This is a genomic window from Vibrio sp. S234-5, assembly GCF_000960595.1.
Lineage (GTDB): Bacteria > Pseudomonadota > Gammaproteobacteria > Enterobacterales > Vibrionaceae > Vibrio.
Window position 1 is genome coordinate 12863 of the sequence record NZ_JZAM01000133.1, and the last position, 26624, is coordinate 39486.

The 26624-nt window shown below is 51.4% G+C and carries 21 protein-coding genes and 1 pseudogene; 12 read left to right on the forward strand and 10 right to left on the reverse strand.

Going from position 1 to position 26624, the window contains the following annotated elements:
- Nucleotides 1-129: 129 nt before the first annotated feature.
- From UF06_RS05695 to UF06_RS05715, 5 genes are all read left to right on the forward strand, one after another.
- Nucleotides 130-1845, forward strand: a complete 1716-nt coding sequence (locus UF06_RS05695) for an ABC transporter ATP-binding protein (RefSeq protein WP_045569585.1) — start codon at nucleotides 130-132, stop codon at nucleotides 1843-1845.
- A 75-nt stretch (nucleotides 1846-1920) separates the two neighbouring features.
- Nucleotides 1921-3477 carry an ABC transporter substrate-binding protein gene (locus UF06_RS05700; protein WP_045569586.1) on the forward strand — a complete coding sequence of 519 codons (1557 nt, stop codon included), beginning with the start codon at nucleotides 1921-1923 and terminating at the stop codon, nucleotides 3475-3477.
- Nucleotides 3478-3638: 161 nt separating this feature from the next.
- Nucleotides 3639-4616 carry an ABC transporter permease gene (locus tag UF06_RS05705; RefSeq protein ID WP_039422502.1) on the forward strand — a complete coding sequence of 326 codons (978 nt, stop codon included), beginning with the start codon at nucleotides 3639-3641 and terminating at the stop codon, nucleotides 4614-4616.
- A 2-nt stretch (nucleotides 4617-4618) separates the two neighbouring features.
- On the forward strand, nucleotides 4619-5557 hold the full coding sequence (locus UF06_RS05710) for an ABC transporter permease (protein ID WP_039422505.1): 939 nt from the start codon (nucleotides 4619-4621) through the stop codon (nucleotides 5555-5557).
- A gap of 152 nt (nucleotides 5558-5709) precedes the next feature.
- Complete coding sequence (locus UF06_RS05715; protein ID WP_045569587.1) at nucleotides 5710-6675, forward strand: SPOR domain-containing protein; 966 nt, start codon at nucleotides 5710-5712, stop codon at nucleotides 6673-6675.
- 64 nt (nucleotides 6676-6739) lie between these two features.
- Here the strand turns inward: UF06_RS05715 and UF06_RS05720 are convergent, their stop codons facing one another.
- Nucleotides 6740-9469 (reverse strand): hypothetical protein, encoded by a 2730-nt coding sequence (locus UF06_RS05720; RefSeq protein WP_045569588.1) that lies wholly within the window; start codon nucleotides 9467-9469, stop codon nucleotides 6740-6742.
- Nucleotides 9470-9713: 244 nt separating this feature from the next.
- On the opposite strand from UF06_RS05720, the gene UF06_RS05725 reads away from it, so the two are divergent.
- Nucleotides 9714-10562 carry an outer membrane beta-barrel protein gene (locus UF06_RS05725; RefSeq protein WP_045569589.1) on the forward strand — a complete coding sequence of 283 codons (849 nt, stop codon included), beginning with the start codon at nucleotides 9714-9716 and terminating at the stop codon, nucleotides 10560-10562.
- 7 nt (nucleotides 10563-10569) lie between these two features.
- Here UF06_RS05725 and UF06_RS05730 read toward each other — a convergent pair whose 3' ends face one another.
- From UF06_RS05730 to UF06_RS05750, 5 genes are all read right to left on the reverse strand, one after another.
- A complete protein-coding gene (locus UF06_RS05730) occupies nucleotides 10570-12180 on the reverse strand; it encodes a hypothetical protein (RefSeq protein WP_045569590.1) in 1611 nt (536 codons plus the stop codon).
- Nucleotides 12181-12184: 4 nt separating this feature from the next.
- Nucleotides 12185-12757, reverse strand: a complete 573-nt coding sequence (locus UF06_RS05735) for a sigma-70 family RNA polymerase sigma factor (RefSeq protein ID WP_045569591.1) — start codon at nucleotides 12755-12757, stop codon at nucleotides 12185-12187.
- Complete coding sequence (locus UF06_RS05740) at nucleotides 12754-14136, reverse strand: hypothetical protein (protein ID WP_045569592.1); 1383 nt, start codon at nucleotides 14134-14136, stop codon at nucleotides 12754-12756. Before UF06_RS05740 ends, UF06_RS05735 begins: the two co-directional genes overlap by 4 nt.
- Nucleotides 14137-14144: 8 nt before the next feature.
- Entirely contained in the window at nucleotides 14145-15473 is a 1329-nt protein-coding gene (locus tag UF06_RS05745) for a serine/threonine-protein kinase (protein WP_045569593.1), read from the reverse strand.
- Nucleotides 15474-15611: 138 nt separating this feature from the next.
- Entirely contained in the window at nucleotides 15612-16400 is a 789-nt protein-coding gene (locus UF06_RS05750; RefSeq protein WP_039439150.1) for a hypothetical protein, read from the reverse strand.
- 100 nt (nucleotides 16401-16500) lie between these two features.
- Here UF06_RS05750 and UF06_RS05755 point away from each other — a divergent pair, with 100 nt between their 5' ends.
- Together UF06_RS05755 and UF06_RS05760 are read left to right on the forward strand one after the other, a co-directional pair.
- Nucleotides 16501-17397, forward strand: coding sequence for a response regulator (locus tag UF06_RS05755; protein ID WP_045569594.1), 897 nt, complete (start codon nucleotides 16501-16503; stop codon nucleotides 17395-17397).
- A gap of 75 nt (nucleotides 17398-17472) precedes the next feature.
- Nucleotides 17473-18498: a substrate-binding domain-containing protein gene (locus UF06_RS05760; protein WP_045569595.1), complete on the forward strand. Its 1026-nt coding sequence runs from the start codon at nucleotides 17473-17475 to the stop codon at nucleotides 18496-18498.
- Nucleotides 18499-18548: 50 nt separating this feature from the next.
- Here UF06_RS05760 and edd read toward each other — a convergent pair whose 3' ends face one another.
- Together edd and UF06_RS05770 are read right to left on the reverse strand one after the other, a co-directional pair.
- Nucleotides 18549-20345, reverse strand: coding sequence for a phosphogluconate dehydratase (gene edd / locus UF06_RS05765; protein ID WP_045569596.1), 1797 nt, complete (start codon nucleotides 20343-20345; stop codon nucleotides 18549-18551).
- Nucleotides 20342-20863: a gluconokinase gene (locus UF06_RS05770; protein ID WP_045569597.1), complete on the reverse strand. Its 522-nt coding sequence runs from the start codon at nucleotides 20861-20863 to the stop codon at nucleotides 20342-20344. Before UF06_RS05770 ends, edd begins: the two co-directional genes overlap by 4 nt.
- A 153-nt stretch (nucleotides 20864-21016) precedes the next feature.
- On the opposite strand from UF06_RS05770, the gene UF06_RS05775 reads away from it, so the two are divergent.
- Together UF06_RS05775 and UF06_RS05780 are read left to right on the forward strand one after the other, a co-directional pair.
- Complete coding sequence (locus UF06_RS05775; RefSeq protein WP_045569598.1) at nucleotides 21017-22393, forward strand: GntP family permease; 1377 nt, start codon at nucleotides 21017-21019, stop codon at nucleotides 22391-22393.
- Between the two features lie 9 nt (nucleotides 22394-22402).
- On the forward strand, nucleotides 22403-23014 hold the full coding sequence (locus UF06_RS05780) for a bifunctional 4-hydroxy-2-oxoglutarate aldolase/2-dehydro-3-deoxy-phosphogluconate aldolase (protein WP_045569599.1): 612 nt from the start codon (nucleotides 22403-22405) through the stop codon (nucleotides 23012-23014).
- 56 nt (nucleotides 23015-23070) lie between these two features.
- Here the strand turns inward: UF06_RS05780 and UF06_RS05785 are convergent, their stop codons facing one another.
- Nucleotides 23071-24198: an MFS transporter gene (locus UF06_RS05785; protein ID WP_045569600.1), complete on the reverse strand. Its 1128-nt coding sequence runs from the start codon at nucleotides 24196-24198 to the stop codon at nucleotides 23071-23073.
- A gap of 138 nt (nucleotides 24199-24336) precedes the next feature.
- Here UF06_RS05785 and UF06_RS05790 point away from each other — a divergent pair, with 138 nt between their 5' ends.
- Nucleotides 24337-25116 (forward strand): helix-turn-helix transcriptional regulator, encoded by a 780-nt coding sequence (locus UF06_RS05790; protein ID WP_045569601.1) that lies wholly within the window; start codon nucleotides 24337-24339, stop codon nucleotides 25114-25116.
- Nucleotides 25117-25256: 140 nt separating this feature from the next.
- Entirely contained in the window at nucleotides 25257-26021 is a 765-nt protein-coding gene (locus tag UF06_RS05795; protein WP_045569602.1) for an ABC transporter substrate-binding protein, read from the forward strand.
- A gap of 477 nt (nucleotides 26022-26498) precedes the next feature.
- Here the strand turns inward: UF06_RS05795 and UF06_RS23755 are convergent.
- Nucleotides 26499-26624, reverse strand: a pseudogene (locus UF06_RS23755) (IS3 family transposase); the annotation flags it as partial.

Sequence of the window (26624 nt, forward strand, 5' to 3'; positions counted from 1 at the left end):
GTGTTTTTTGCCAAATTGTCTCCCGACCTGAATTTCAGAGGATTATGCTGAAATCAGAATGGAATCATTGAAGTGTTGGATAGCTTTAGCTGGCTGTTGCAACCACAGACAAGGCAGTAGAGGTCTGAAATGTCACTATTGGAAGTGAAAAATCTTCGTATCGAATATCCATCTCGTCACGGCGTACACGCGGCGGTGAAATCGCTGTCGTTCAATATTGAACGAGGCGAAATCGTCGGAGTGGTGGGCGAATCTGGTGCCGGTAAATCGACCGTGGGTAATGCGGTGATCGATTTGCTGAGTCCTCCGGGCCGTATTGCCAGCGGTGATGTGTTTCTTGATGGTGAAAAAATTTCTGGCCTCTCACCGGAAGCCATGCGCAGTGTGCGTGGTTCCAAAATCGGTTTTATCTTCCAAGATCCGATGACTTCTCTCAACCCACTGTTTACCGTTGAGCAGCAACTGACCGAAACCATTCATGCCAACATGAAGGTATCTGAGAATGAAGCGTATAAACGCGCACTGTCGCTGATGAAGCAAGTGGGTATTCCGCAGCCAGAAAACCGTTTAAAGCAGTATCCGCATCAATTTTCTGGCGGGATGCGTCAACGTGTGGTAATTGCGATTGCCCTTGCGGGCGAGCCCGATCTCATCATCGCCGATGAGCCGACTACCGCATTGGACGTTTCCATCCAAGATCAGATTCTCAACCTGATCCGCGATCTCTGCATTAAGCACAATGTCGGTTGTATGCTGGTAACGCACGACATGGGCGTGGTTTCTAATGTCACTGACCGTGTTGCGGTGATGTACCGTGGTGATTTAGTTGAATTTGGCCCCACCGCCAAAGTACTCGGTGATCCTGATCACCCTTACACGCGCAGTTTGATTTCGGCGGTGCCGCGTTCGGACATGAAGCTCGATCGTTTCCCGTTGGTGAGCTACATCGAAGAAGCAAAAGAACTTAAGCCGCTGGATATCAAAAACCACTGGTTGGGACAAAGTGAAGACCAAAGAAAATATTCTGGTCCGCTGCTGAATGTGGAAAACGTTAATCTGCGCTTTGTGACTAAAGATTCGCTGTTTGAGAGCCGCCGCGAGTATGTGCAGGCGTCAAACAACGTCAGCTTCCAAGTGCATGAAGGGGAAACCTTTGGTTTGGTGGGTGAGTCTGGTTCGGGTAAATCGACGATTGCGCGTGTGATTGCTGGTTTGTATACGCCAAACTCTGGAAAAGTGTCGTTTGAAGGGATTGACCTGACTGCACTGAAGTCAGAGAAAGCGCGTCGTCCGCTGCGTCGCCAAATGCAGATGGTGTTCCAAAACCCCTACACGTCGATGAACCCGCGCATGAAAATTTTCGACATCATCGCCGAGCCGATCCGTTTCCATAAACTGACCAACGGCGAAGCGGAAACGCGCCAGATCGTCAACGATCTGCTTGAGCACGTCGGCTTAGGCAAAATGGCTGGGGTGAAATATCCGCATGAGTTTTCCGGTGGTCAGCGTCAGCGCATTTCGATTGCGCGTGCGTTGGCGACTCGACCTCGTCTTTTGATCTGTGATGAACCGACCTCAGCATTGGATGTGTCGGTACAAGCGCAGATCCTCAATTTGCTCAAAGATTTACAAAGCGAACTGAACTTAACCATGTTGTTTATCAGCCACGATCTGCCCGTCATTCGCCAAATGTGCGATCGAGTGGGCGTGATGCAGATGGGAACCTTGCTGGAAGTTGCTCCGACTGAGCATCTATTCCGTTCTCCGCAACATGAGTACAGTAAACACCTGATTTCCTTAATGCCAGAGTTTGTGGGGTTGAGGGAAGAGGTGAGAACGGCATAACCAAGCTTGCTTGGCACAATAACAGACGCAAATACAACAACTAGGGATTCGGATTCCCGCATAAGGAGTTATGCAATGAAAACCATGAAAAGCAAACTAGTGGTCGCTTTAATGGCAGCAGGCCTTAGCCTGAGCGCTGTGGCCGCAGACATTAAAGTTGCTTATGATGCAGATCCAGTGTCACTTGACCCACATGAGCAGTTGTCTGGTGGCACCCTGCAAATGTCACACATGGTGTTTGATCCACTAGTTCGTTACACACAAAAATTGGATTTTGAACCACGCTTGGCTGAAAAATGGGAACGTGTTAATGAGACAACGTACCGCTTCCACCTACGTAAAGGCGTGAAATTCCACTCAGGTAACGAACTGACGGCAGATGATGTGGTTTGGACCTTCAACCGTCTGCAAAACTCGCCAGATTTCAAAGCTATTTTTGAACCGTATGAAAAAATGGCCAAAGTGGATGATTACACCATTGAGTTGGTCTCAAAAGGCGCTTACCCGCTGGTGCTGCAAACTGCGACCTACATCTTCCCAATGGACAGTAAGTTCTACTCAGGCACTACGGCGGACGGCAAAGACAAGTCTGAAGTGGTAAAACACGGCAACTCATACGCGTCTACCCACGTTTCAGGGACAGGTCCATTCATCGTTACTTCGCGTGAACAGGGCGTGAAGGTTGAGTTTGAACGCTTCAAAGACTACTGGGACAAAGAGTCAAAAGGTAACGTGAACAAGCTGACTTTGGTTCCGATCAAAGAAGATGCGACCCGTGTTGCTGCGCTGTTGTCTGGCGGTGTCGATATGATTGCGCCAGTGGCACCGAACGATCACCAACGCGTGCAAGACGCGAAAGGCATTGATCTCGTGACGCTACCGGGTACGCGCATCATTACGTTCCAGATGAACCAAAACAGTAACGAAGCGCTGAAAGATGTACGTGTGCGTCAAGCGATCGTCCATGCGATCAACAACCAAGGTATCGTTGACAAGATCATGAAAGGTTTTGCAACCGCAGCAGGTCAGCAAGGTCCTGAAGGTTATGCAGGCTACAAAGCGGATCTCGTTCCTCGTTTTGATCTGAAAAAAGCTAAGCAACTGATGAAAGAAGCGGGCTATGAGAAAGGCTTGACTCTGACGATGATTGCGCCGAACAACCGCTACGTGAATGATGCCAAAGTAGCGCAAGCTGCGGCGGCCATGCTGTCGAAGATCGGCATTAAAGTCGATCTGAAAACCATGCCAAAAGCGCAGTACTGGCCAGAGTTTGATAAGTGTGCGGCAGACTTGTTGATGATCGGCTGGCACTCAGATACGGAAGATTCGGCGAACTTCTCTGAATTCCTCACCATGACGCGTAACGAAGCGACGGGTAAAGGCCAGTACAACTGTGGTCACTACTCGAACCCTGAAGTCGACAAGTTGGTTGAGGCGTCAAACGTAGAAACCGATCCGGCCAAACGTGCAGCGATGCTACAGAAAGTCGAAGCAACGCTGTACAACGAGGCGGCGTTCGTTCCTCTACACTGGCAAAACCTAGCGTGGGGCGCAAAATCTACGCTGGACATCAAACCAATCGTCAACGCGATGGACTTCCCATACTTTGGTGACTTGGTGGTTAAAGAGTAATTCTGCGCGAAGTACTCGCCCAGCCTTCGAGCGATCGAAGGCTGGGATTGTTTTCGGCACTGAGCTTTGTTTCAGTCGGGTTGAGTGCCATTTTCAGGCTGAATTCTTGTGTGATTGTCGCTCTAGACACACATAGTCATGGATAGTTAAAGGGGCAAGGAATGTTTTCGTTTCTGGTCAAGCGCCTGTTTCAGGCACTGATAGTGATGTTTGTGATCAGTTTGGTGGCGTTTGCCATTCAGGATAACCTGGGCGACCCGCTGCGTGAGCTTGTGGGCCAGTCAGTTTCAGAAGCCGAGCGGCAAGCGCTGCGCGATGAGCTGGGCTTAAATGATCCCTTTATCACAAAATACACTCGCTTTGTCAGCGCTGCGGTGCAGGGCGACTTAGGCACCTCTTATTTCTTCAAGCGCCCAGCGGTTGAAGTGATTCTGGATAAATTGGTAGCGACGCTGGAACTGGTGTTTGGTGCGACGTTACTTATCATCGTTTTTTCTATTCCTTTGGGCGTCTATTCGGCGATTCACCCCAAGAGCCTTTTTACCAAGATTGTCATGGCGGGCAGTAGTATTGGCATCTCGATCCCGGTCTTTCTCACCGCGATTATGTTGATGTACGTCTTCTCAATCGAATTGCAATGGCTGCCGTCTTATGGGCGAGGTGAGACCTACAACTTGCTCGGCTGGGAGTCTGGTTTCTTTACTATTGACGGTTTGAAACACTTAGTGCTGCCATGTATTGCGCTGGCGTCGATCATGCTGCCGCTGTTTATTCGTCTGGTGCGCTCAGAAATGCTGGAAGTGCTGAGTTCTGAATACATCAAATTTGCCAAGGCGAAAGGGCTGGCGCTGAACAAAATTTATTACCAACATGCGCTAAAAAATACCATGCTGCCAGTACTCACGGTCGGTGGGGTGCAGATTGGGACCATGGTGGCCTACACCATTTTGACCGAAACCGTGTTCCAGTGGCCGGGGACGGGTTTTCTTTTCCTTGAAGCGATCAACCGCGTCGATACGCCGCTGATCACCGCTTACGTTATCTTTGTCGGGCTGATTTTCGTGGTGACCAATACCATCGTCGACCTGCTGTATGGTCTGATCAACCCAACTGTGAATTTAACCGGAAAAGGAGCCTAATCATGTCACAAGTCGCTCAAGCTCCTTCAATGTTGGAGCGTTTTAAGCAATCGGATTTTCTTTACTATTTCAAGCGCGACAAAGTGGCGATGACCAGCTTTGGTATCTTTATGCTCTGCTTGCTGCTTGCGTTGGCCGCGCCGCTGATTGCGCCAACTAACCCTTATGATCTCTCTTCCATCGATATTATGGATGCCGAGTTGCCCCCTTCGTGGATGGAAGGCGGCGATGAAAAATTCCTGCTTGGTACGGACGAGCAAGGACGCGATATTCTTTCCACCATGCTGTATGGCTCGCGTTTGTCGCTGACCATTGGTTTCCTTGCGGTAGCGTTGCAGATGTTCCTTGGCATCATCATCGGTTTGTCGGCAGGTTATTTCGGTGGCCGTATCGATAACTTCCTGATGCGCTTTGCGGATATTCAGCTCTCTTTCTCCACCATGATGGTGGCGATCATTGTCTCGGCGATTTTTAAAGCCAGTTTTGGCAGTGATTTCTACAGCCAGTATGCGGTGGTGATGCTGGTGGTGATCATCGGTGTGGCCGAGTGGCCGCAGTATGCGCGTACCATTCGTGCCTCCGTTTTGGCCGAGAAGAAGAAAGAGTATGTCGAAGCGGCGCGCGTGATGGGCTTTAAAGCGCCGCGCATTATGTTCCGCCACATTCTGCCTAACTGTTTGTCGCCGATTTTGGTGATTTCCACCGTGCAGGTGGCTAACGCGATTATGTCGGAAGCGGCCCTGTCTTTCCTTGGCTTAGGTTTGCCGGTGGACCAACCTTCGCTTGGCGCGCTCATCAGTATCGGTTTTAACTACATCTTCTCTGGTGCGTGGTGGATCACCGCCTTCCCAGGTGTTGTATTGGTTACCTTGGTACTGGTGATTAACTTGCTAGGCGACTGGTTACGCGATGTTTTCAACCCGAAAATCTACAAAGGGTGATCTGAGCTGATTGATTTATAATCGAAAATCTACCTAAACTAAGAGTCGTAAGCCATTACGGCTCTTTTTTTGCTTGTCATTTTTTATTCACCGTAGCGGTGCTCAATAGACCGTTGCCGATAAGTTCATTGACGATAGGTAGAGTGAAGCGTATGGAAAGGAAAAAGGCGATGCGACGACCACGGATTGGCCTCAAAGGATTATGGCTCGGCGTGTTGATTTACTCTTTAGTGGCAAGTTTCTCCGCTCAGGCCGCTGAGTTCTTATGTGAGGCCACTCAAGCCAGCAGCAATGAATTGCCGATGCTGGACAAACATTGCCCAATTGGCGCAGGGGTATGGGGAAAAAAAGTGCCCAGTGGCGGCAAAGCGGATTATTTCTGGATCCAGTGCGGTATTTTAAGTAAGCCGATGTCGCTGGATAACGCCAAGCCGCTGTATAAACAGATCACGACCGACATTTGGATGAAGCCTGAGAATAAGGGCTACCGCTGCTTAATTGGCCCTTATCAATCCTTTGACCAAGCGAGCACAGATTTAAAGCGCGTGCGCAGCTTGCCGACCTATAAAGAGGCCTTTATCCGTATGGTGGAGTCAACTGCGCCAATGCAAACGGCGAAATCGAACGCTGCCTCGGTGACAAAACCCATAGAGAAAATGCCTGCCAAGACGCCCGCAAAACCAGTGGCCGCGAAGCTCGCTCCAGCGCCAAGCCAAACTGCGCCTGCTGCCAAAGCACCGCTGGCAACGGCCGCGCCCAAAACGCTGGTGAAACAAGGTGATACGCCTGATATTGAAATCCGCCGTCAAGCTGAGCTTAAAGGACGTACCTACGCCGTGCCTTATGTGCTTGACGATGACCACCAGTTTTACATGGAGCACAACCAAGCGTGGAATCGCTTAGATTACGAAGGGGCTGGCGTGGTGTGCGCGAGCATCGACATGCGCCTTGCCACCGATGAAGAGTTTCGCACTTTGCTGGATTCGCGAGTGATGGAGACCCAAAGTTGGCCGATTCATCTGCCGTATTGGGGGCGTGGGAAAAAAGGGCTGTTTACCGATGGCCGCATCACGCAGCTAAAAGGCTCTTCGCTGTTGAATGTGTTGTGCGTTAAGTAGCTGAATTCACAAAAAAACTGAGAAAACCAAAAAATAAGCCCCGCGATGCGGGGCTTTTACAATGTTACTTCTTAAAGCTGAAGATCACTCGCTCACCTTCATCAAGGCGATTAGGTTTAGCCTCGATAGTGTAAAGTCCAGCTGGAATCGCTTCTTCTTGATTGAAGGGATGCATGTTCAAATAACAACCGTTGTCATTTTTGAATGCTGGGTTCACAAAGTAAGAGTTTGCTGCGTCGTTAGATCCCATTACGCTGATTGTGTAGTCGTTTTTCAGCACATCACACGCATGTGTATCTTCTGCGTAGAGGGAGGCTGAGGTATAAGTATGAATTTGGCCATTTGTACCCTCATACTCAAATTGTTGAACAATACCACTCACATCAAATTCTTGGATCTTACCATCAATCACAGTGTGTGTAAGGCCTACTACCCAAGGTGCATTATTCATTGAGCGTCCGATTGGCTGATAAATTTCTTTTTCAACTTCACGTTTATCCGTGTAGTAACCATAAACTTCAGTTACAGATTCAAGCTCATCACTTTCATCGTCAAGGTAGCTGTACTTGACCAAGTAATGGTTTGACATTTCATCATCATAAATAGAGCTTTCAACCAGCTCGAACTGCATACCATCTTGCTCAAAGTTGGTTGATTTTATTAAACCACCCTCAATGGTGTAACTAATCTCAGAGTAGTAGTTGCTCAGGTCGTCTTCGATACAAGACTGCTTGTTAACGTCTGTTCGCTTGCTCCAGTAAATCTTCTGTGATGTTGAATCAAAGTAAATCGAGTTACACCAAGCACTTGTGTAGTTTGTACCGTTGTTGCCCACTTCAACAAAGTGAAGGAACTTATTTTGTAGGTCTGCAATTGAAGCGGTAGGAGGCTCTGGCGCTACATCACTTGGCTGCACATTAGGTAAGAGAATTTCAACCATTTCTGATTCAACGTCGTTCTCTTCACCGCCAGAGAAATTAATACCCTTGGCAACATACAAAATGACACCATTGGTTTCTGCGGTCGGAGTGCCCGCTAAAGTGACTAGGCCAGAATCATCAACCGACACTTTAACCCCTGGAATTGGGTTTTTCGCTGGTGTGTTGTCGTGTGCTGCGTAGTGAGCGTAGTACTCGAGATTGCCACTGATTGAATCTTCAAACAGGTTGCTAATATCCAGCGTTTGCTCAAATACCTGGCCGACTTGCAGCTCCCACGTGCTCGCTTCTGTTTTTAGAGCAGCCAGTACGGTTGCATTGGTCTTAATTTCACCTTGTGTAACGGCGGGTAGATCAAAGCTGGCTGGATTAGACACGATGCGCGTTGCTACATGACCATCATTCGCAATAACGGTAAAGTGTTGTGCGGGATGTGCCGATGTTGGGCGACCAGAGATAGCCAGTTTGCCAGTTGCTTTATCAAGCGTAGAAGTTAGGCCGGGTACTACCGTCTCAATGTTGGTTGTGATAGTGAGCTCATCACCTTCACGGTCAGTGAACAGACCAGACGTATCCAGCTCATTTTTGAACTCGACACCTTGTGCCAGTTTCCAAGTATTAATGTGAGTTTGCAGTGATGCTTGAACATCGCTATTCACTTCTGGTGCGGTATTTGAAAGCTCTACGGTGAAGCTGAAGGTTTCCGACAACTTGTTCAGCACGTCGCCATTTGCTGTTGCGCGATCGTCAGCCGTCACTGTGACGGTGAATGTGTCTTGGGTGAGCAGCGCAGCTTCTGTTGTCAGGGTAATCACGCCGTTGTTGAGCGTCAGCGTGATGCCTTGGCCATTGATTTCAGCAGCGGAAGCGGCAACTGAGGTTTCAACGCCATCAAAGCGGTCAACGAATAGATTCTCTGGAAGAGTAATTGTGTGTGTTGCTGCGACACCTTCTTGGATATCAAGAGCGGCAAAGTCATTTGCCAGTTCTGCTTTTGCTTGCGTATTAACGAGCAGTTTGTAGTTGGTGACCGCAGCCTCTGGTTTTGAAGGATTGATCACTGGTGTGGTATTTAACACTTCATCACTGCCAATGTTCTCTTCAGTCACAATCTCTTGCGCTTGTTCTTTTGCTGTAGACGCAATTGTGGTTGCATTTTCAGTGTACTTAATTGGATCTTGCGCTTTCGATTCCGTCAGGATTTGCGCAGTTTTGTGCAGCTTGGCACTGGCAAGGTTTGTTTTGGCGTCTTTGACGAAATCCGAGAACGGGTTGATAGGTTGCTCGTCTGTTGCACCCAGTAGCGTACTGACTTTTGCACTGGCTTCTTCAAGCGAAAGATTGGCATTTTTGCCCATTTCAATCGCAACCAAGTCAGTAATTGGCGAAATGACCATGTTGCTGTCCGTTTTTTCACCAGCGATTGGAGCACGGAACACAACAGAGTTCGCCATTGGCTGACCTTCATGATCCATATCGGTTGTGTAGGTGTTCATGAAGTCTGAGTAAGTGTCGTTTTCAGGGCTGAGTGCCGCTAATTTTTCCGCCAGTTTTTTATCAACATCGCCTGGGCGAAGTGTTTTTAGTGCCAGTGAGCCTTTAATCGCTGTCTCTTTGGTAAGTGTGATTTGCCCTTTTTGGTTTGTCAGGCCGAAAACATCATCGGTATCAAGATCGAGGTCACCATTGTTGTTGATATCGTCAAACACCACCGCCTGGTTAAAGTAACCATCAAAGCCTGTCACAACAATGCCGCCTGGTGCGACGGTTTCATTTGAACCTGAACCACTGTCTGAGCCGCCACAACCTGTTAAAGCGATGGCCACTGACGCTGCCAGCAAACTTACCTTTTTCATCTGAGATCCCTTTTCATTCTCTTTTTGTTCAATGGAATGGCTGATGCCGATCCCTTCTTCATTAAGCCGAGGAAGAAGAGACAAAATTGTCGTCTATTTAAAAGGCTTGAGCTCAAGATGCAAGACACGGAAAAGGTTAAAAAAACCGTAAAATATATTTTGATTTTTTTATCATTAGTTGGCTTGGAAAACCTGCTCAGCTCGCTACCATCTGCCCCTAAATTCGAAGAAAAGGGAGAGGTAAATGAAACAGTTAGCTTGGCTGGTGGTATTGAGTGGTTCGGTTGTTGCGCAAGAAGCGCCGCAGGAGAGCAAGTTTGGTTACTCTTACTTCACCTTTGGTTTGGAAAATATCACCTATCAGGAAAACTTCCCGGCGACTCAGTCTGAGGTGACCGTCACCAATCTGGTGCTCAATTCCGGTGGTTTGTATCGCATTAATGATCAGTTTGATTTTTCCATTGATGCTCTGGCGACGTTTTCTCCCTCCTCTGCCGATGAAGAGTGGCATCAAGGTGGTCAGTTGATGCAAACCAACCAGTTTGAGTACACCAAGGCTTCAACCACGGTTTTACTGCATTACAAATGGCAGGACGATTGGCGCTTGGTGGCGGGACCTGCGTTTAGCTATCAAACCTACAAGCGTTTTGCGCTGCGCGGGGAAAATGGCTATGTGAATCCGGTGTTTAGTGAAGACAGCACTTGGGAAGAGAAATCGACCGATATCTTTTTAGACGCAGGTATCGCCTATGACAGCGGCCATCTCTACGGTGCGAGTCCTTGGCGGGTGAGCGGCCGTTGGACTGCGGGCATCCCCGTGTGGAGCGTGACGGAAAACAGCCGTTTTGCCAATGTTCAGTTTGATGATTTTGGTTTCCGTACCTCGGCCGAAGCCTCACTCAGTTACCGAATTATGCCGGGCCTATCGCTCGCTTGGTACGTGATGATGGGCTACGAGAAACGCTTTGAGTCAGACCCGAAAAACGTCATGATCAAAGATGCTCAGGGCGTGCCGCAGCAGCGCCAAGCTTGGCTACCGGATGCGGACACTTGGACCCTGAGCACTGGCATTCAGGCGCTATGGAACTTCTAACCCAGCGTTAAGGCTTGATGGGGTGGTGATAAATCAGATTGATTTTTAGCTCTTCCAGCAGGTGTGCGTACTGCGCTTTGGGGCGAAGAATATAGCTGTAGATTTCGCCCTCAATAAAATCGTTGTCATCGCGGTAATCGTGATTGATCGCCAGCGATGTTTTCCCTGCGCCCGATGGAAAAGCAAAGCAGGCCACCTCGGCCACGCCCTCGATGTTGTAGCTGTAGGAGACAATATCTTCGTAGCCGCCACGTCCAGCAACAACGGACAGGTCAAAATAGGGCAGCAAGATTGAACAATCAAAGCTGCCACTGACAGGGTGAATGTTTAGGTCGGAATCAAACCGCTGATAGCTGCTGGGGTCGGCCGCTTGGCGCTCAAAAATGTAGTTGCCGACTTTCGCCGCAATGTAATTTGGCTCACGGTCGTTAGACTGGCCAGCGGTAAACCGGCCATCGATAAACCGGTCATCAATAAACAGATAGTCAAAAAACTGCATTTGATAGAGCGTTTGCCCGGTATGCACGTTCAGCCGCTGTTCCATCGCTTGCTTGTCAGTTAGCATGGTGTAAGTGTGGTAGCGGTTGCCATCTTGCACTGTGATGAGGTGATTGGTCAGACCCGCTTTGATGTTGGAGGGGTAACTCTTGCGCAGTAGCCAAGTTTGCTGAGCATCAAAAGCCGACAGGCTGCTGGTGAGGATTAGCGTCTCGTCTTGCTGTTCAAATTCGCCAATCAGGCGCAGTGAATCATCATCTGGGCACGCGCGCCGCTGGTTGGCTGCGGCAAAGTAGACCTGATGATTGATCAGCTTCCACGCTTCGCAGTAGATCACTTCGTACGGGTAGCGCGTGCCAGCAAAGTTTTGGCTGGCGACGAGGCGATAGAAAGTTTGGCCAATCAAGGGATGAGTAAAGGCGTGACCCGTTTCGCCAATCGCAGGCAGATCAAAGCGCGCCGTTACCCAAGCATCGTCATCCATTCCGTGGTGATCATCGCGCGCTGAAATCAGCAGTTGTGGTGACTTCACCGCTTGGTTTGGGCTGCCGACGATCGTCAATGGGCTGGTCGCACTGAGCTTTAATCCGGGAACGTTGATCTGCACTCGGGTAGTAAGCGTATCGCCGTCGGGATCACGGAACAGTCCGTCAATCGCCAAGGTATAGCGCAGTGGTGCGCCTTGGTCGAGATCCCAGCCTGCTATCTGGCTTTGCAGCGCCTGCTGCACAGTGGCAATGATTTCGGGTGGGCGATTCTGGCCCACGCCTTTATTGCCCTCGCTGGTGGAGGTGAGAGTCTGTGTCGTGCTCAAGGTTAGCTCGACTTGCTCCTTTGCTTCCTCTTCCTGCGAAGCTTGCTCTTGTTGCGCCGTGGAGGGCGGTTTCGGTTCAATGGGGTCGGCGATCGGCGCAGGCGGTGTCACTGGGGCAGGCGTCGTAGGGCCGACCTTGTTACCAGGCGGGCTTACCTTACTTACCACAGAGCGAAGGTCAGCGGCCTGCGCGAGCAACGTCGCTGCTGCTGGCGAAGGCGATGGCGCTTGGCTTGGGGTGAACAATTGCCAGAGTGCCAGCGCGACGAGCGACGCGGCAGCAGTGAAAATCGCTTTAGCTCGCATCAGCTTACGCCATCCTTGATTGCAGCCAGCAACGGGAGAATTTGAGGTCTTTTTCGATCAAGCTGGCGCTGCACTCGAGCAGTTCGCTGATCTCCTCGTTTTTCATTCCCATCAGGTATTTGAGTTTAAGCGCGTTGGACTGACGCGGGTAACGGATGCTGAAGTTGTCCAGTACCTTGTCCATGATGATCAACTGCTCGATTTTCTCATCCTGTTCGTGCGGCAATGGCGTCACTTGCTGACGTTTCTGCGCCTGTAGCGCACGGGCGTTGTCGATCAAAATCTGCCGCATCACTTTGGCGGCCATGAGGAAAAATGCCCGCTTGCTAGTGATCTCACTCAGATCGCTGTTCGACATTTTCAAATAGGCATCGTGAATTAAAGCGGTGGTACTGTTGACGCTGTCGGCCAGCACTTGGTTCTCTGTGCCATATTTCTCTGCACTGCGCTCGCGCTCTTGCTGGGCAATGTGGCGCAGCTGCAAATAGGCAAACTGATAGAGCTGACTTTCGGCCTGCTTATCGCCCGCCTGCCACTGGCGGATAATTTGGGTAAGTTGTGAGCTTACTGTCTTCATGAAGCTTCTCCTGCGACTTTAACAAATTCAGAGATGCGAAAGGTATCGATCCGGTCGGAGCCGTCTCGTTGTGGGGAAACTTGCTGCTGGTAACGGTACAAAATCCCTTGGTCCCACCTTTGCCCGGCGGGCAGATACTCCCAAGTGGTGTACTGCGCTGGGTACTCGGTGGGAAACCAGCGCACCATGATGTTCATCTGTGCCAGTTGTGCGTAGCCGTTGGGGTTTTTGAGCCACCACATGTCGGCGTATTGCGCGCTGACCTCTTTCGGGTAACTGCGCCGCGTTGTCGGGCAGCGCTCGCTGATATCACTCTCTTGGTAGACAGTCTCTTTCCACACCCCTTGGTAAGCAATGCGGTTGCCAAGCGATTCTGGATAGGTAAACCAGATCATTTCGCTGCGATTGGCGTGCGGGACGTGTTCGCTGCGCCCCATGCCTTGCACTTTGCCGAGGATCAGTTGGGTTTGCGGATCGAAGTTGAGCGCCACGGAGCGATATTTCCAATCCCCTTCGTCGTCGAAATCGTCCAAAGAAAAGCCATTGAGATCGTTACGGGTGCAGCCTTTGGCCGCGCAGCCAACCACCCCTTGCCAGTGGGCAAAATCGCTCAGCGGCTCAACCGTTTTATGCGCGTGCGGCTGGGTTCGGTCTAAAAAGCAGCCATTGAAATAGTCGCCAAGACTCGGGTATTGGATCACGCTCTCAGCGGTGATTTCAAAGCTCATTTCGCCAATCGGCGTGCGGTAGTCTGGCCGTTCGAGATGGCGTACATCCAGCGCGCAAGCGCGTCCGCGCCAATCTTTCTTCTTGATCATGATGTTGCTCAGACGGGTATTAAGCGGCGAAAAAATCACCTCGTCAGAGATAAAGTGCTGCTCAATGTAGCGCTGGCTCTGGTTTAGGTGCGCCACCGCCTCTTTGACTGACACCAGTGGCAAGCCCAAAAGCTCGGCGCTGTGGTCGAGAAAATTGAGATCGATGCGCTGCAACTGCTGTTGAAATTGAGGGTTGGAGAGCACGCTACTGACCAGCACAATCTCATCGCGATTTTCCGGCGTGCTGTCGAGTGACAGCAGCAGGCGCGTGAGGTTGATGCTGCGGCTCGGTTTGGTGGTGGCCAGCGTTGGCGTAATCACTTCCTGAGCGGAAAGAGTGGTGAGCAGGTAGCCTTGCTCATTGGGAGCGAGAAAAAAACTCACCACATCGCCGGGCTGGTATTGAAATGCCCCTTTGTGGGTTAAACCGCTCAAGTTCGAGCTGGTTTTGTAATAGAGCCCGGTGACGGGCGCATCGATAAAATAGCCCGTTTGGGTCGACGTGGCGTGGGCCATAAGGCTGCCCAACCACAGCAGAGTGAAAGAAAAAATCCGTTTCATAGTACTACTTATTTCTGAGTTTCAGGGCGGGTGGCGTCGACACTCTGCTTTTGCGGCACCGGAGTGAGCATCGCCAGCAGCATCTTCTGTTTGATGTGTTTGGGGATCTCCGGGTTGGAGAGAATCCGTCGCCGCGTCATCTCCAGCATGGCGTTGACCGACAGCTCAGTCGCGTCGTTGCCCTTGCTGTGAAACATCAAACTGGTCACTTCGTACATCATCTCTTCAGCGATCAATTTTTCTTGATGCAGCTGACGGTTTTTCGCCATTAAGGTGCTGGTGAAGCTGACTCCCGAAATCAGCAGCAAGATGATTAATAGCGAAGGGATAGGGCGGCGCTGCAACAGGCGGCGCGTGGTGTAAAAAGGGTTATGCAGCTTGAGCGAAATGGGGCGGCACGCCAGCACATTTTCGATGTCGTGGCGCAGCTCGCTGACGCTGAGGTAGCGCTCTGCGGTGCGCTGCGCGGTCGCTTTGTCGCCAATCAAACGAAGATCCGAGTGCTTGGGCTGCGCGGGGAAAAGCAGTTGCAAAATTTTGCCCAGCGAATAGAGGTCGCTTTGCTGGGTGAGATACGCGCCCGCTTTCTGCTCTGGGCTGGCGTAGTGTTCGCTGTAAGCGAGCAGACCGAGCTGCCCTTCGCCGCAGGCCGGAGGATACACTTTTTGCGTTAAGTTAAAATCGAGCAGTTTAGGCCGCTGATCTTTATCGATGAGAATGTTTTCTGGCTTTAGATCGGCGTGCAGGACCTGATTTTGATGGGCGTGCTCAATGGCTTGGCAGATGTGGCGAAACAGGGTCAGTTTTTGCGCCTTGCTAAGCGAGTGTTGCTGCAAAAAGCGCTCAAGCGTCACGCCTTCGACCCGCTCCATCACGATGTAAACCGAATCCTGATGCATGCCGCCGTCAAACACCTTGGCAATGCTCGGGTGATTGAGGCGCGCCAAAAGCTGTGCTTCATCAAACAGCGCTCGAGTGCCCAAAATGTTGCTTAAGGTCGGTTGAATGAACTTGATCGCCAGTTGCTGCTCGAAGGTTTGATCGGCGCGATACGCCGCGTACACCACCCCCATTCCGCCACGACCGAGCTCGTGAGTGAGCTGGTATTTGTCGATCAGGTAACCGGAGAGATCCAGCGTTGCTTGGGTTGCTTGTTGAGCGTGAAACCCCAGCAATTGCGTGAAAGGCTCTTGTCCGTCGGCTTCGAGCAAAGGCATGACGCTCTGATACAATTCAAGCGAACTCAATTTGAGCTTTTGAAGAAAGTCTTGTTTCTGATTGTCATCGAGATCCAGCAGGTGATAGAAAACCTGCGTGGTACTGTAACCTAACTGCACTGTACGTTTCTAATTCTTGTTTAATTAGCCGTAATTCTATAAGAAATATGTAATATATGTGATATTTTTCTTATTTATGAGATGGCATTCTCATAAAATAATGATGGTATTAATCGCTGACTGTGGCAAGTTTGGCGCTTAATTGGCATCCGACGACTGAGATGCACTGAGCTCCAAATACTTCTTCTCGATAAAAGCTTTCTCTCGCCCTAAATGCAGCAACTGTTTTTGGCTGGCGGCCAGTTGCTGCTTGAGCTCATTCAGCTCCGACGCTTGCGGCGCTGAAGCCGTCTGGCTGGCTAACTGGCGCTTATAGTTTTCAATGGTGGCCAAAAGTTGCTCTTTCTCTTTGGCAAAGTTCTGCTCTATGTCCTGAAATCCGCCGCTTTCGCTGATCATGATGTATTCACGCTCAAGCTGCTCGAACTGCTTTTCGATCGCTTCTTTCTGCTGGCGTAGCCCGGCGACGGTATCATTCTGCTCCAGCAGGATATTTTTGGCTTTACGTAGCCCGCGTGTACTTTTATCCAGATCACCTTTCAGCTTGCGAATGAGTTGGTGCGATTTGGACAGTTTTTGATTGAGCAGCTCAATCGACGCTTGCTCTTCACGGCTGTGGCCGCTGCTCGCAGCACGGATCTCGGCAACTTGTTGTTCCAAGGCCTGTTGGATTTGCACCAGCGCATTTAAGGTTTCGCGGTTTTCATTGCTGTAGTTGAGCGCGTGATTGACCGACTCTTCGCACAGTGCTTGAGCCGATTGACTGAGTGCGCCACCCTTGGCTGAGGAGCCAAGCGCTTGGCGAAACTCGCGCAGCATCAGCCAGAGAATGACAAACCACAGCAGCAAGATCAGCAAGCCGAGATTGATGGCGAGGGTCATCAGCAGATCGGGGCCAAGTTCATTTAGCAGCAATTCCAAAGACATAGACAATCAACTTTATGACTAGTGGTATGGCTAAGTTTAGATGCTAGCGATTTTTGTGCCTATAATTTAAAACAGTTTTCGCAGTGGAGCTGGCGGTAAGGTGAAGATACTGATAGTCGATGACAGCAGGGCAACGTTAGAAATTGTGCGCAAAGCGCTGCAAAGTTTTGGTTATCGTCGCTTGTCGATTGAAAAGACCAACAGCGCCACACAAGCGCTGGAGACGATCGAGCAATGGCAGCCAGACATAGTGCTGACCGATTGGCACATGCCGGATATGACGGGCTTGGCGCTGGTGGAGACGGTGTCGCAGCGCTACCCGCAGATCAAAATCGCCATGATCACCACTGTGGATGATGAGGCGCAAATCGCTCAGGCGAAAGCGGCCGGTGCCAGTTTTGTGTTGAGCAAACCGTTTGATGATGAAGCGCTGCACCGCAAACTGCTGCCTTTAGTGCAAGGGGCGGAAGAGAGTGAAAAAGCACTGGATACTTTGGTGGAAGTGCAAAAAGAGCTGGCGCTTCCCAAGCTCAGCCAACTGGAAAAGCTGCTGAAAAAGGTGGTGCACAGCGAGATTGAATTGACCAATATTCGCTTGCAGCAGTTTGATGACAGCAAGGTGCCGTGTCTGATCGCCATTTACGAAGATGGGGAAACGCAAAAACCGCGCGCCGTAGCCGTGCTCGATATTTACGCGGTGTGCGTGCTGGCGTCGGCCAATCCGCATATCTCGCCCGAGCAGCTAAGCCAAGCGGTGCACAAAAAGATGGTCAGCAAAGCGATACTCGACACCTGCCAGCGGGTGCTGGATAAATCCTCGCTGGCGTTCCTCGACAGTTTGACGCGCAAAAGTCTGCGGCTCAAAAGCGTCAGTTTTGCGCCACAAGCGTTCGATAAGCTCAAAGTGCTGTTTAATAAGGAAGCTGATAAGCGGGTCGATTTTTCCTGCCAGTTGCAGCAAATGGCGCAAGGTAAAATCACCTTAGTCGGTTTTTAGCTGTGTCGACTGGTTGTGCCTGTGCGGCAGACGGGTCATAATGTTACACGTAACATTACTGATAAAAAGCGTTTTATGGCTCAACATACCTCTGCCGCGCCCAGCAGCAAAAAAGCACGCACGACTCTACAAGATGTCGCCGACCAAGTGGGCGTGACCAAAATGACCGTTTCGCGCTATCTGCGCAATCCGCAGTCGGTCGCGGAAAAGACCCGCGAGAAAATTGCCGCGGTGATTGAGGAGCTCGGTTACATCGAAAACCGCGCCCCAGCGATGCTGTCCAAATCGTCCAGCCGCGCGATTGGCATTCTGCTGCCATCCCTGTCCAACCAGATTTTTGCCTCCTTTGTGCAAGGAATTGAAACCGTTACCAAAGCGCACGGCTACGAGACGCTGTTGGCCCACTTTAGCTATGACGAGTTAGAGGAAGAGCGCAAAATCGCTTCGCTGCTCTCTTATCAGGTGGATGGGCTGATTTTGACCGAGAGCCACCACACCGAACGCACCTTGCAGATGATCAAAAACGCCGGCATCCCTGTGGTGGAAACCATGGAGTTGCCGAGCCAACCGATTGATATGGCGGTCGGGGTGAATCACATCGAGGCGTCGTATCAGGTGGTGAAGCGCATGATTGCCTCGGGCAAACGGCACATCGCCTATTTTGGCGCGCGTTTAGACACGCGCACTAAGCTGCGCATGCAAGGTTATGATCGCGCCATGCTCGAAGCGGGCTTGACTCCGCAACACGTGCTCACGGGCGATCACTCCAGCTTTTCTCTCGCCGATGAGTTGCTGCAACGCGCGCTGGCCATTATGCCGACGCTCGATGGGGTGTTTTGTACCAACGACGACATTGCCATCGGTACGCTGCTGGTGGCTCAGCAGCGCGGTATTGCTGTGCCTGCGCAGTTGGCGGTGGTTGGGTATAACGCGCTCGATATCGGCCAAACCATCAGCCCGAAGCTGACCAGTGTCGATACGCCCCGTTTTCAGATCGGCGAGAAAAGTGCCGAGCTGCTGCTGGCGCGTCTGCGCGGAGAACAGCCGGAGCAAAGCGTGGTGGATATGGGCTACAAAATTACCGCTGGCGAGAGTGTGTAACTCGGTCGATGTGATTAAAACCAAGGGCGCGATGAACGCGCCCTTGTTGATCAGATGATAAAACTCGCCCCTTGATCGGCGCTGCTGACATGCTGGCGCATCACCTGAAACAGATGGCGTCCCCAAGTTTGCTGGCTTGCCTCTGTATCGATTTCAAGCACGCAGCGACCTGTTGTGTCGCTGAGATTATTAAGCTCGCCCGTTTGGCAGTCGAGACGTAGCCAATCACCATCACGCACTAAACCAATTGCTCCGCCACGTATCGCTTCCGGTGAAACGTGGATGGCCGATGGAATTTTGCCTGATGCGCCAGACAAACGGCCATCGGTGACCAGCGCCACTTTAAATCCCGCTTGTTGCAGATTGCCTAAGATCGGCATCAGCTTGTGCAGCTCTGGCATGCCATTCGCCGCTGGGCCATTGTGCGTCACCACCACGATGCAATCTCGGTTGAGCTCACCGCGTTGGTACGCCGCTTCGACCTCGTGCTGGCACTGGAATACGGCTGCCGGCGCTTCAATCACTCGTTGCTCCTCTTTAACCGCTGAGACCTTCACCACCGCTTGGCCTAAGTTGCCGCGCAGCACGCGTGTGCCGCCCGTCGATTGGAATACGGCGCCTGTCTTGGCAATCACTTGGTGATCTAAACTGCCTTGGCAGCTTGTCCAGACCAGTTTGCCGTCGACTAACTCAGGCAGCGTCATTTGATGGTCGAACTCGCCAAACACGGGCTGCACGTCGCGATGCAGCAGAGCCGATTCATTCAAGCGATGCAGCAGCGCTGGCACGCCTCCGGCTTGCTGAAACGCATTCATATCCGCCGGTCCGTTGGGGTAAACCCGCGCCAGTAAAGGCACCACGTCTGACAAATCACTGATGTCTTGCCACGTTAGCTCCAGCCCGGCAGCGCGCGCCACCGCCAGCATGTGAATGGTGTGGTTGGTGCTACCGCCCGAGGCGAGCAAAGCGACAATACCATTGATAAGGCTTTTTTCCGTCACCACGTCGGCCAACGGGCGATAGTGGCAGGAGCCCGAAGTCATAGCGGCGATTTTCAGCGCGGCGTGTTCTGTCAGCGCCTTGCGCAGCGCGCTGTGTGGGTGAACAAAGGCGGAGCCGGGCAGCATCAAACCCATCGCCTCAAACACTAACTGGTTGGTGTTGGCGGTGCCGTAGAAGGTGCAGGTGCCGACCGAATGGTAGGCGCGACACTCCATATCGAGCAGCGCCTCTTTACCCACGTCACCCGCGGCGTATTTTTGGCGAATATCGACTTTTTCTTCATTGCTGATGCCAGTTGCCATGAGACCCGCTGGCACAAATGCGGTAGGCAAGTGCGCGTAAGCGAGTGCGCCCATCAGTTGTCCGGGGGCGATTTTGTCGCAAATGCCGAGCAGCAAGGTGGCGTCAAACACATTGTGGCTCAAAGAGAGGGCGGTGGATTGCGCGATCAGATCGCGCGAAAAGAGCGACAAGTCCATCCCCGGCTGGCCTTGGGTCACGCCATCGCACATTGCAGGCACGCCGCCCGCAACTTGCGCCGTGTGGCCATACGGAGCCAGCGCGGCTTTGATTTGCGCGGGATAGAATTGATAAGGCTGATGCGCGCTCAACATGTCGTTGTAAGCGTTGATGATGGCGATATTGGCGTGGGTGAAGTTGAGAATACTCTGTTTTTCGGCCGAGCAAGACGCCGCGACCGCGTGAGCCAAATTACCGCAAGATAGATGAGCGCGCGCTTTGCCATGTTGCGCCTGTTGCGCGGTACGGGCTAAAAATGCCGCACGGCTTTGCGCGCTGCGCTTTGAGAGGCGTTCGGTGACCGCAAGAATAACAGGATGAGTCATAAGGCAACCTCGCTTTGTGCGATCAATGCGGTGGCGGCTTCTTCCACCACCTGTTCGATGGGCGCGTCGATAGAAACAATCAGGGTTTGCGGCTCATCGTCCGGGCGCTCTAAGGTGGCAAACTGGCTGTTGACCATGTTCTCTTTCATAAAATGGCCTTGGCGCTGGCGCATGCGCTCTAAAATCAGCGCCTTATCGCCGTCGAGAAACAGAAACGTCACGTTACGGTTGCCATCGCGGATCTGGTCGCGGTAACACTTTTTCAGCGCGGAGCAGACAATCACGCCGTGTTCATTTTTGCTCTCTAAGCTGTAGGCCGCATCGCGAATGCGCTCCAGCCATGGTGTGCGGTCATCGTCATTCAGCGGCTGGCCAGAGGCCATTTTCTGAATGTTAGCGCGAGGATGAAGATCGTCGCCGTCAATGAATTTACGCCCCAGTTTTTTCGCCAAAAGCTCACCGATGGTGGTTTTACCGCTCGCGCAGACACCCATCACAATGACACTACTACCCGCCATAATTTGCCCTCATAACTAAACTTGCGCGTGATCTCAAAATTGAAATTCACTTGGAAATATGGGTTTATCTTATTCATGTTATCGGTAACATGTTACCGGTAACTTCAATAAATGTGAACCACAACACAAACTATAATTCGTAAAGGTGAACCTATGGAACAGCTAGCCCAAACCCCTGATCCTACGTATCTTTTAACCGTTGCAGCGCTGGCAATTGCCGCCTTGCTTCTCCTTATCATCAAAGTCAGAGTGCACGCTTTTGTCTCTCTGATCACCGTCAGTTTGGCGACAGCCATCGCCACTGGCGTCACGGCAGACAAAGTGGTGCCCACCATGCTGGGGGGCTTTGGCGGCACACTGGCCTCCGTGGCGCTGCTTGTTGGCCTTGGCGCCATGATTGGCAAAATTTTGGAAGTGACGGGCGGGGCGAAAGTGCTGGCCGACACCATGATCGGTCGCTTTGGCAAAGAGCGTGCGCCGCTTGCACTGGGGGTTGCTTCGCTGCTGTTCGGCTTCCCGATCTTTTTTGACGCAGGCCTTGTGGTGATGATGCCGATCATCTTCAGCGTGGCCAAACGCTTTGGCGGCTCACCGCTGAAATATGCCTTGCCCTCTGCGGGCGCATTTGCGGTGATGCATGCGTTTGTGCCGCCGCACCCGGGCCCAGTGGCGGCGGCGGAGTTTCTCGGCGCGAACATCGGCCTGTTGTTGGTGGTTGGGATCTTGGTCGCGATTCCGACTTGGTATCTTGGTGCCTACTTGTTTGGTCTATATGCTGGCAAAAAATTCGACATTCCGCTGTCAAAAGCCTTTTTCAATAGCGACACCATCCTAGACGAAAAGCAAATGCCCAAATTTGCTACCGTGATGACGCTGCTGGTGCTGCCGGTGCTGCTCATCTGTCTTGATACGGTGCTTAACACCTTAGCGGTGGCGGGCGTTATCGACGGTAAAACACCATTGGTGGCGTTTTTACGCATGCTGGGTAAAACGCCCGTGGCGCTGCTCATCACCTTGGTGGTGTGTCTGTTGGTGTTTGCCAAAGATTACGGCATGGCGAAGTTGGAAAAGCTGTGCGGCGATTCACTCGCGCCGATTTGTGGTGTGATCCTCGTGACAGGCGCGGGTGGCATGTTTGGCGGTGTGTTGCGCGCCAGCGGTATTGGTGATGCGTTGGCTAACGTGCTGACCGATACTGGCATGCCGGTGATTGTGGCCGCGTTTGTGATCTCCACTTGCTTGCGCGTCGCGCAGGGCTCGGCCACCGTGGCGCTAACGACGACGGCGGCACTGATTGCGCCTGTGGTCGCGGCAACAACAGGCTTGAGCGAACTGGATCTGTGCTTTATCGTGATCGCCATTGCTGGCGGCGCGACGGTGCTGTCTCACTTTAATGACTCCGGTTTCTGGTTGGTTTCCCGCTTGATGGAAATGGACGAGAAAACCACTTTAAAAACTTGGACGGTAATGGAAACGTTACTTGGTGGTATCGCCTTTATTATCGTTGCAACATTGAGCTTTATTCTTTAGAGGTGATCGATGAAAACACTTGAACAACGACTAGAAGAAATCCAAATCGTCCCGGTTATTGCCATCAACGACGTATCGCATGCGCTGCCACTCGCGAAAGTGTTGGTGGAAAATGGTCTGCCGTGTGCGGAAGTGACTTTCCGCACTGAAGCGGCGGCAGAATCGATTCGCCTGATGCGTGAAGCGTACCCTGATCTGCTGATTGGCGCAGGTACGGTGCTGACTACAGAGCAAGTGGACATCGCCATCGAAGCCGGTGTGGATTTCATTGTCAGCCCCGGCTTTAACCCAACCACAGTGAAATACTGTCAGCAACGCGGCGTGACGATTGTACCGGGCGTCAACAACCCAAGCCTTGTAGAACAAGCGATGGAAATGGGTCTACGTACCCTGAAGTTCTTCCCTGCTGAGCCATCAGGCGGCGTCAACATGCTTAAAGCGCTGACGGCGGTTTACCCAGTGGAATTCATGCCAACAGGCGGTGTGAGCCCATCTAACGTGGAAGATTATCTCGCGCTGAAATCGGTTGTCGCTTGTGGCGGCACTTGGATGGTACCCACCGCCATGATGGACAGCGGCGATTGGGACGGCATCGCCGAACTGGTTCGCGCGGTGAAGTAAAAAATAGTGCACCATAACGCAAAAGGCCATCGTTTGATGGCCTTCTTTTATATTGGTTAACCCTTCGTTTTACCCGACAGTGTCAGCAGCAAAGTGGCGCTACCACACGTGATAAGTACCCAGCCTAGGTGGCCGACGAGCGCCGCGGTGGCTAAGCCAGCGCCGATCAACAGGTAATACATCAGGCCAAATAGCGCGCCAGCACTGCCTGCCTGCGCTTTGTATTGTGATAATGCCATGCTCAGCACATTCGGAATGGCTATGCCAAACGCCATCACCACCAACAGCATCGGGGCGACAAACCAGATCGACGCCTGTAACGCGTAAACTGCTATAGCGCCGAGCGTCAAAAGCAGCGACGCGGCTTTCAATAAGCTCTGCTGTGCCATGTTTTTGGCCAGCAAGCCCTTATTCACGTAGCTCCCAAGTAAAGAGCCGAGTCCAAGCACGAGGCCGCTGTAGCCGAACTGTTCGGCGGAGTAACCGAGCGTGGCAAATGCAAAAGCACCGAGTTGGTAGTAAGAGAACAGGGCAATGTTATACAGCGCCACCAATAAGGCCGAACGCCAGATGTGCGCATCTTTGACCATACGCCGGCTCAATGCACCCAGTGCAAGGGGATGTTTGCTTTGCTGGGTTTCAGGCAATTTGACTAAGTTGTAGAACAGCAAGGCAAGCGCCAAGACAAACAGAGCCAGAAAGCCCGCCACATGGCCGCCAAGCTGGGCGAGTTGCCCGCCGCTAAACATGCCGATCACCGGGCTAATGGATATCCCTAAGCCCATTAAGCTGAAGACTTTGCCAAGCTCCGCGCCAGTAAAACAATCACGTAACATCGTTTGGGTCACCACCGAGCCGACAGCGATACCAAACGCACTGCAAGCGCGCGCCAACATCAAAACGGTAAAGCTGTCGGTGTATATCGCGGTAAACGCACTGGCAGCGTAGATCAACAAGCCCAGCAACATGGTGGGGCGTCTTCCCCATTGATCCGCCAAAATGCCCCACACCGCGACGCCCAGCGCAAAAGCGCCAAAATAGATCGAGAGAGTTTGCGCCGCTTGCGCGTAAGAGACGCTAAATGCCTGTGCAATCGAGCCTAAGGCGGGGCTGTAAATGGTTTCGACAATTTGCGGAAACATCAGCATCACGACCATTAAGCCAAGAGAGGGTTTTGCTTTCATTGCGATTCTCACCTTTGTTTTGTTCGCGGTGAGTATATCTGCCATGATATTGGGTAAGTTAACGACATTCAGAATGAAAATATCAACATTCGGACAGGCGAAGATGGCTGGATGTGAATATGGATGGTAAGAGACATTATGGCAGTGATTACCCCAGCAACCCAATTTGACGCTGATGCGCTGCCCGCCAGCGTCATTGGGATCGCCTCAGAGATCGGCCAGCACGATTCCGGTATGCATCAGCACAGCAAAGGGCAGTTACTTTACGCGGCGAAAGGTTGCATGACTTTTGTACTGGACCATTCGCTGTGTACCTTGCCGCCGACAAAAGCCGTGTGGATCCCGCCCAATCTGTCTCATCGCGCGGTGATGACCAATGTGGTGGCCTATCGCTCGCTCTATTTTGATTGTCGCCAGTTCACGGCGCCGACGGAGTTGGTGATGATAGACGTCAACCCACTGTTGCAAGCGTTGATTGAACGCATGGCGTTTTGGCCGTGGGACAAGGCGGAAGAAGAGATGCGCAATATCGTCGCGCTGTTTTGGGAAGAGTTCGCCAGCGCTAAACGTCACTTTTTCCAGCTCCCCTTGCCGCAAGATGCCCGGTTACAACCATTTCGCGCCGCGATGACCCAAGAGACTTTTTTAGCGCCCTCAGCGGCTGAGCTAGCCGAGCGTGTTGGCCTGAGCAGTAAAACCGTCACACGAATGTTTCAAACCGACACGGGTATGTCGTATCAAGAGTGGCGCCAGCAGTGGCGCTTGCTCAAATCGATCGAACTGCTTTCGTCAGGCCTGTGTGTCACCGATGTGGCGTATTGGCTGGAGTTTGCCTCAGACAGCGCCTTTATCGCCTTTTTCAAAAAGCAGACTGGCTACCCGCCGTTGCACTTTATGAAAATTGGGCAAAACTTATGAAACGAGTACGAGCGCATAAATCAAGTTTAGTGATGGATTCTTCGTTTCTGTGAGTTGAGCGCGCATGGTTTTACATCGCCAAAGGAAGTTGTGTTTACGTGTTGTCATGCGTTTACCTGTGACTGGTTGGAGAAATTAGCATGAATGTGACTGTTAAATTATTGGTGTTGGGTTGGCTAGGATTATTTTTATCGACACCAGTGTTGGCGAGTGTGACTTGGCAAGGACATTGTCGAGACAGGCTCCCTTATCTTTATTACGAAGATGGTCAGTGCAAAGGGCCAGGTGGGGATGTGATCACCCAAGCCATCAGTAAAATGGGCCATCAAATCGAATGGACCAAGGCGCCTTGGGCGAGAACCATTGGTGTTGCTCCACAAGGTGGTGTTGACATCATCCCTTTGCATTCGATGAATGAAGAGCGTGAGACGTACTTACATCCTCTCTTGATGGGCTACGGAAAAAGAGAAGTGTTTTACTTCACTCGTAAAGACTCTGATATTGATGCGAAAGATTTTGATGAAATCGTCAGTAAAGGGTATGTGATTGGTGCGCTTAATGGCAGTTTCTATAGTTCGCAATTCAATCAAAACGTGGATAAGTTGCGCACAAACTTTGTCACCAAGGGTGATCAATTGATCAACATGCTCAAGGCGGGCCGGTTGGATCTGGTTATCACCTCAGAGCAGCATGGTTTGGAGGTGTTTGACAGCGATCCGGAGTTGAGAAAAATCGCCTACAAAGACGTGTCGCTGAATGGGCGGTTTTTTAGTGTCCCTAGGCGTTCTGCGAATTATCAATACATTGAGCAATTAGAAGCGATTTTATTGGAGATGCGACGCTCAGGAGAAGTCACTCGTATCTATGAATCTTATGGTTTAGAAGCACCGATCCAGCAAGAATGACCTTGTCGTTGTGAGGTGGAAGCAAATGACCGCGGGCCGGTGAGTTGGCCCGCGGTTATGTTTTTGGGGAGCCTTAGCGCATCGTGTCGAGTTACCAATACAGGTGGATTCTGAAATAAATCTGGAAAGTTTTGTATGGTAAGGCTCTTCGGCCTTTTCCAGAAAAGCGGTGATTTCTAACTATTTTTCCTAAAATTTGTGGTTGGAGAATACCAGTTTCCAGAAAATTAAGGCTTTGTTGCTGAATTCAGCTTACGAGCGGACACTTGCTAAATAGTACAGCTTTTAAACGATATACTTAGTTTCGGGCATACCTATCCTAGTTAACTTACTTGAGTGCTTTGATCATGGCGTAAGCCTTTCCAAAGCGTAGGGATTAGAGATGCCGCTTTATTAACCCTAATCGCTCTGCGGCACTCCAGAAGTGGACCCCAATGGTTGGACACATAAGCTCATTTCTTAAGTGGTTGACCCAGCTCATGCTGCGTATCTTTGCCTACCGAAGTAGGCCTCATCAGGAGTGAGGTTATTGAGTCCTTGATGGTTACGCTCTTCATTATAAAACACCATGTAGTTGCCGATTTCAAGCTCGGCTTCACGGGG

Excerpts from the sequence above, each read along its gene's own strand:
- UF06_RS05695 (WP_045569585.1), top strand. The coding sequence starts at position 130 with ATGTCACTATTGGAAGTGAAAAATCTTCGTATCGAATATCCATCTCGT.
- UF06_RS05700 (WP_045569586.1), top strand. The coding sequence starts at position 1,921 with ATGAAAACCATGAAAAGCAAACTAGTGGTCGCTTTAATGGCAGCAGGC.
- UF06_RS05705 (WP_039422502.1), top strand. The coding sequence starts at position 3,639 with ATGTTTTCGTTTCTGGTCAAGCGCCTGTTTCAGGCACTGATAGTGATG.
- UF06_RS05710 (WP_039422505.1), top strand. The coding sequence starts at position 4,619 with ATGTCACAAGTCGCTCAAGCTCCTTCAATGTTGGAGCGTTTTAAGCAA.
- UF06_RS05715 (WP_045569587.1), top strand. The coding sequence starts at position 5,710 with ATGGAAAGGAAAAAGGCGATGCGACGACCACGGATTGGCCTCAAAGGA.
- UF06_RS05720 (WP_045569588.1), bottom strand. The coding sequence starts at position 9,469 with ATGAAAAAGGTAAGTTTGCTGGCAGCGTCAGTGGCCATCGCTTTAACA.
- UF06_RS05725 (WP_045569589.1), top strand. The coding sequence starts at position 9,714 with ATGAAACAGTTAGCTTGGCTGGTGGTATTGAGTGGTTCGGTTGTTGCG.
- UF06_RS05730 (WP_045569590.1), bottom strand. The coding sequence starts at position 12,180 with ATGCGAGCTAAAGCGATTTTCACTGCTGCCGCGTCGCTCGTCGCGCTG.
- UF06_RS05735 (WP_045569591.1), bottom strand. The coding sequence starts at position 12,757 with ATGAAGACAGTAAGCTCACAACTTACCCAAATTATCCGCCAGTGGCAG.
- UF06_RS05740 (WP_045569592.1), bottom strand. The coding sequence starts at position 14,136 with ATGAAACGGATTTTTTCTTTCACTCTGCTGTGGTTGGGCAGCCTTATG.
- UF06_RS05750 (WP_039439150.1), bottom strand. The coding sequence starts at position 16,400 with ATGTCTTTGGAATTGCTGCTAAATGAACTTGGCCCCGATCTGCTGATG.
- UF06_RS05760 (WP_045569595.1), top strand. The coding sequence starts at position 17,473 with ATGGCTCAACATACCTCTGCCGCGCCCAGCAGCAAAAAAGCACGCACG.
- edd (WP_045569596.1), bottom strand. The coding sequence starts at position 20,345 with ATGACTCATCCTGTTATTCTTGCGGTCACCGAACGCCTCTCAAAGCGC.
- UF06_RS05770 (WP_045569597.1), bottom strand. The coding sequence starts at position 20,863 with ATGGCGGGTAGTAGTGTCATTGTGATGGGTGTCTGCGCGAGCGGTAAA.
- UF06_RS05775 (WP_045569598.1), top strand. The coding sequence starts at position 21,017 with ATGGAACAGCTAGCCCAAACCCCTGATCCTACGTATCTTTTAACCGTT.
- UF06_RS05780 (WP_045569599.1), top strand. The coding sequence starts at position 22,403 with ATGAAAACACTTGAACAACGACTAGAAGAAATCCAAATCGTCCCGGTT.
- UF06_RS05785 (WP_045569600.1), bottom strand. The coding sequence starts at position 24,198 with ATGAAAGCAAAACCCTCTCTTGGCTTAATGGTCGTGATGCTGATGTTT.
- UF06_RS05790 (WP_045569601.1), top strand. The coding sequence starts at position 24,337 with ATGGCAGTGATTACCCCAGCAACCCAATTTGACGCTGATGCGCTGCCC.
- UF06_RS05795 (WP_045569602.1), top strand. The coding sequence starts at position 25,257 with ATGAATGTGACTGTTAAATTATTGGTGTTGGGTTGGCTAGGATTATTT.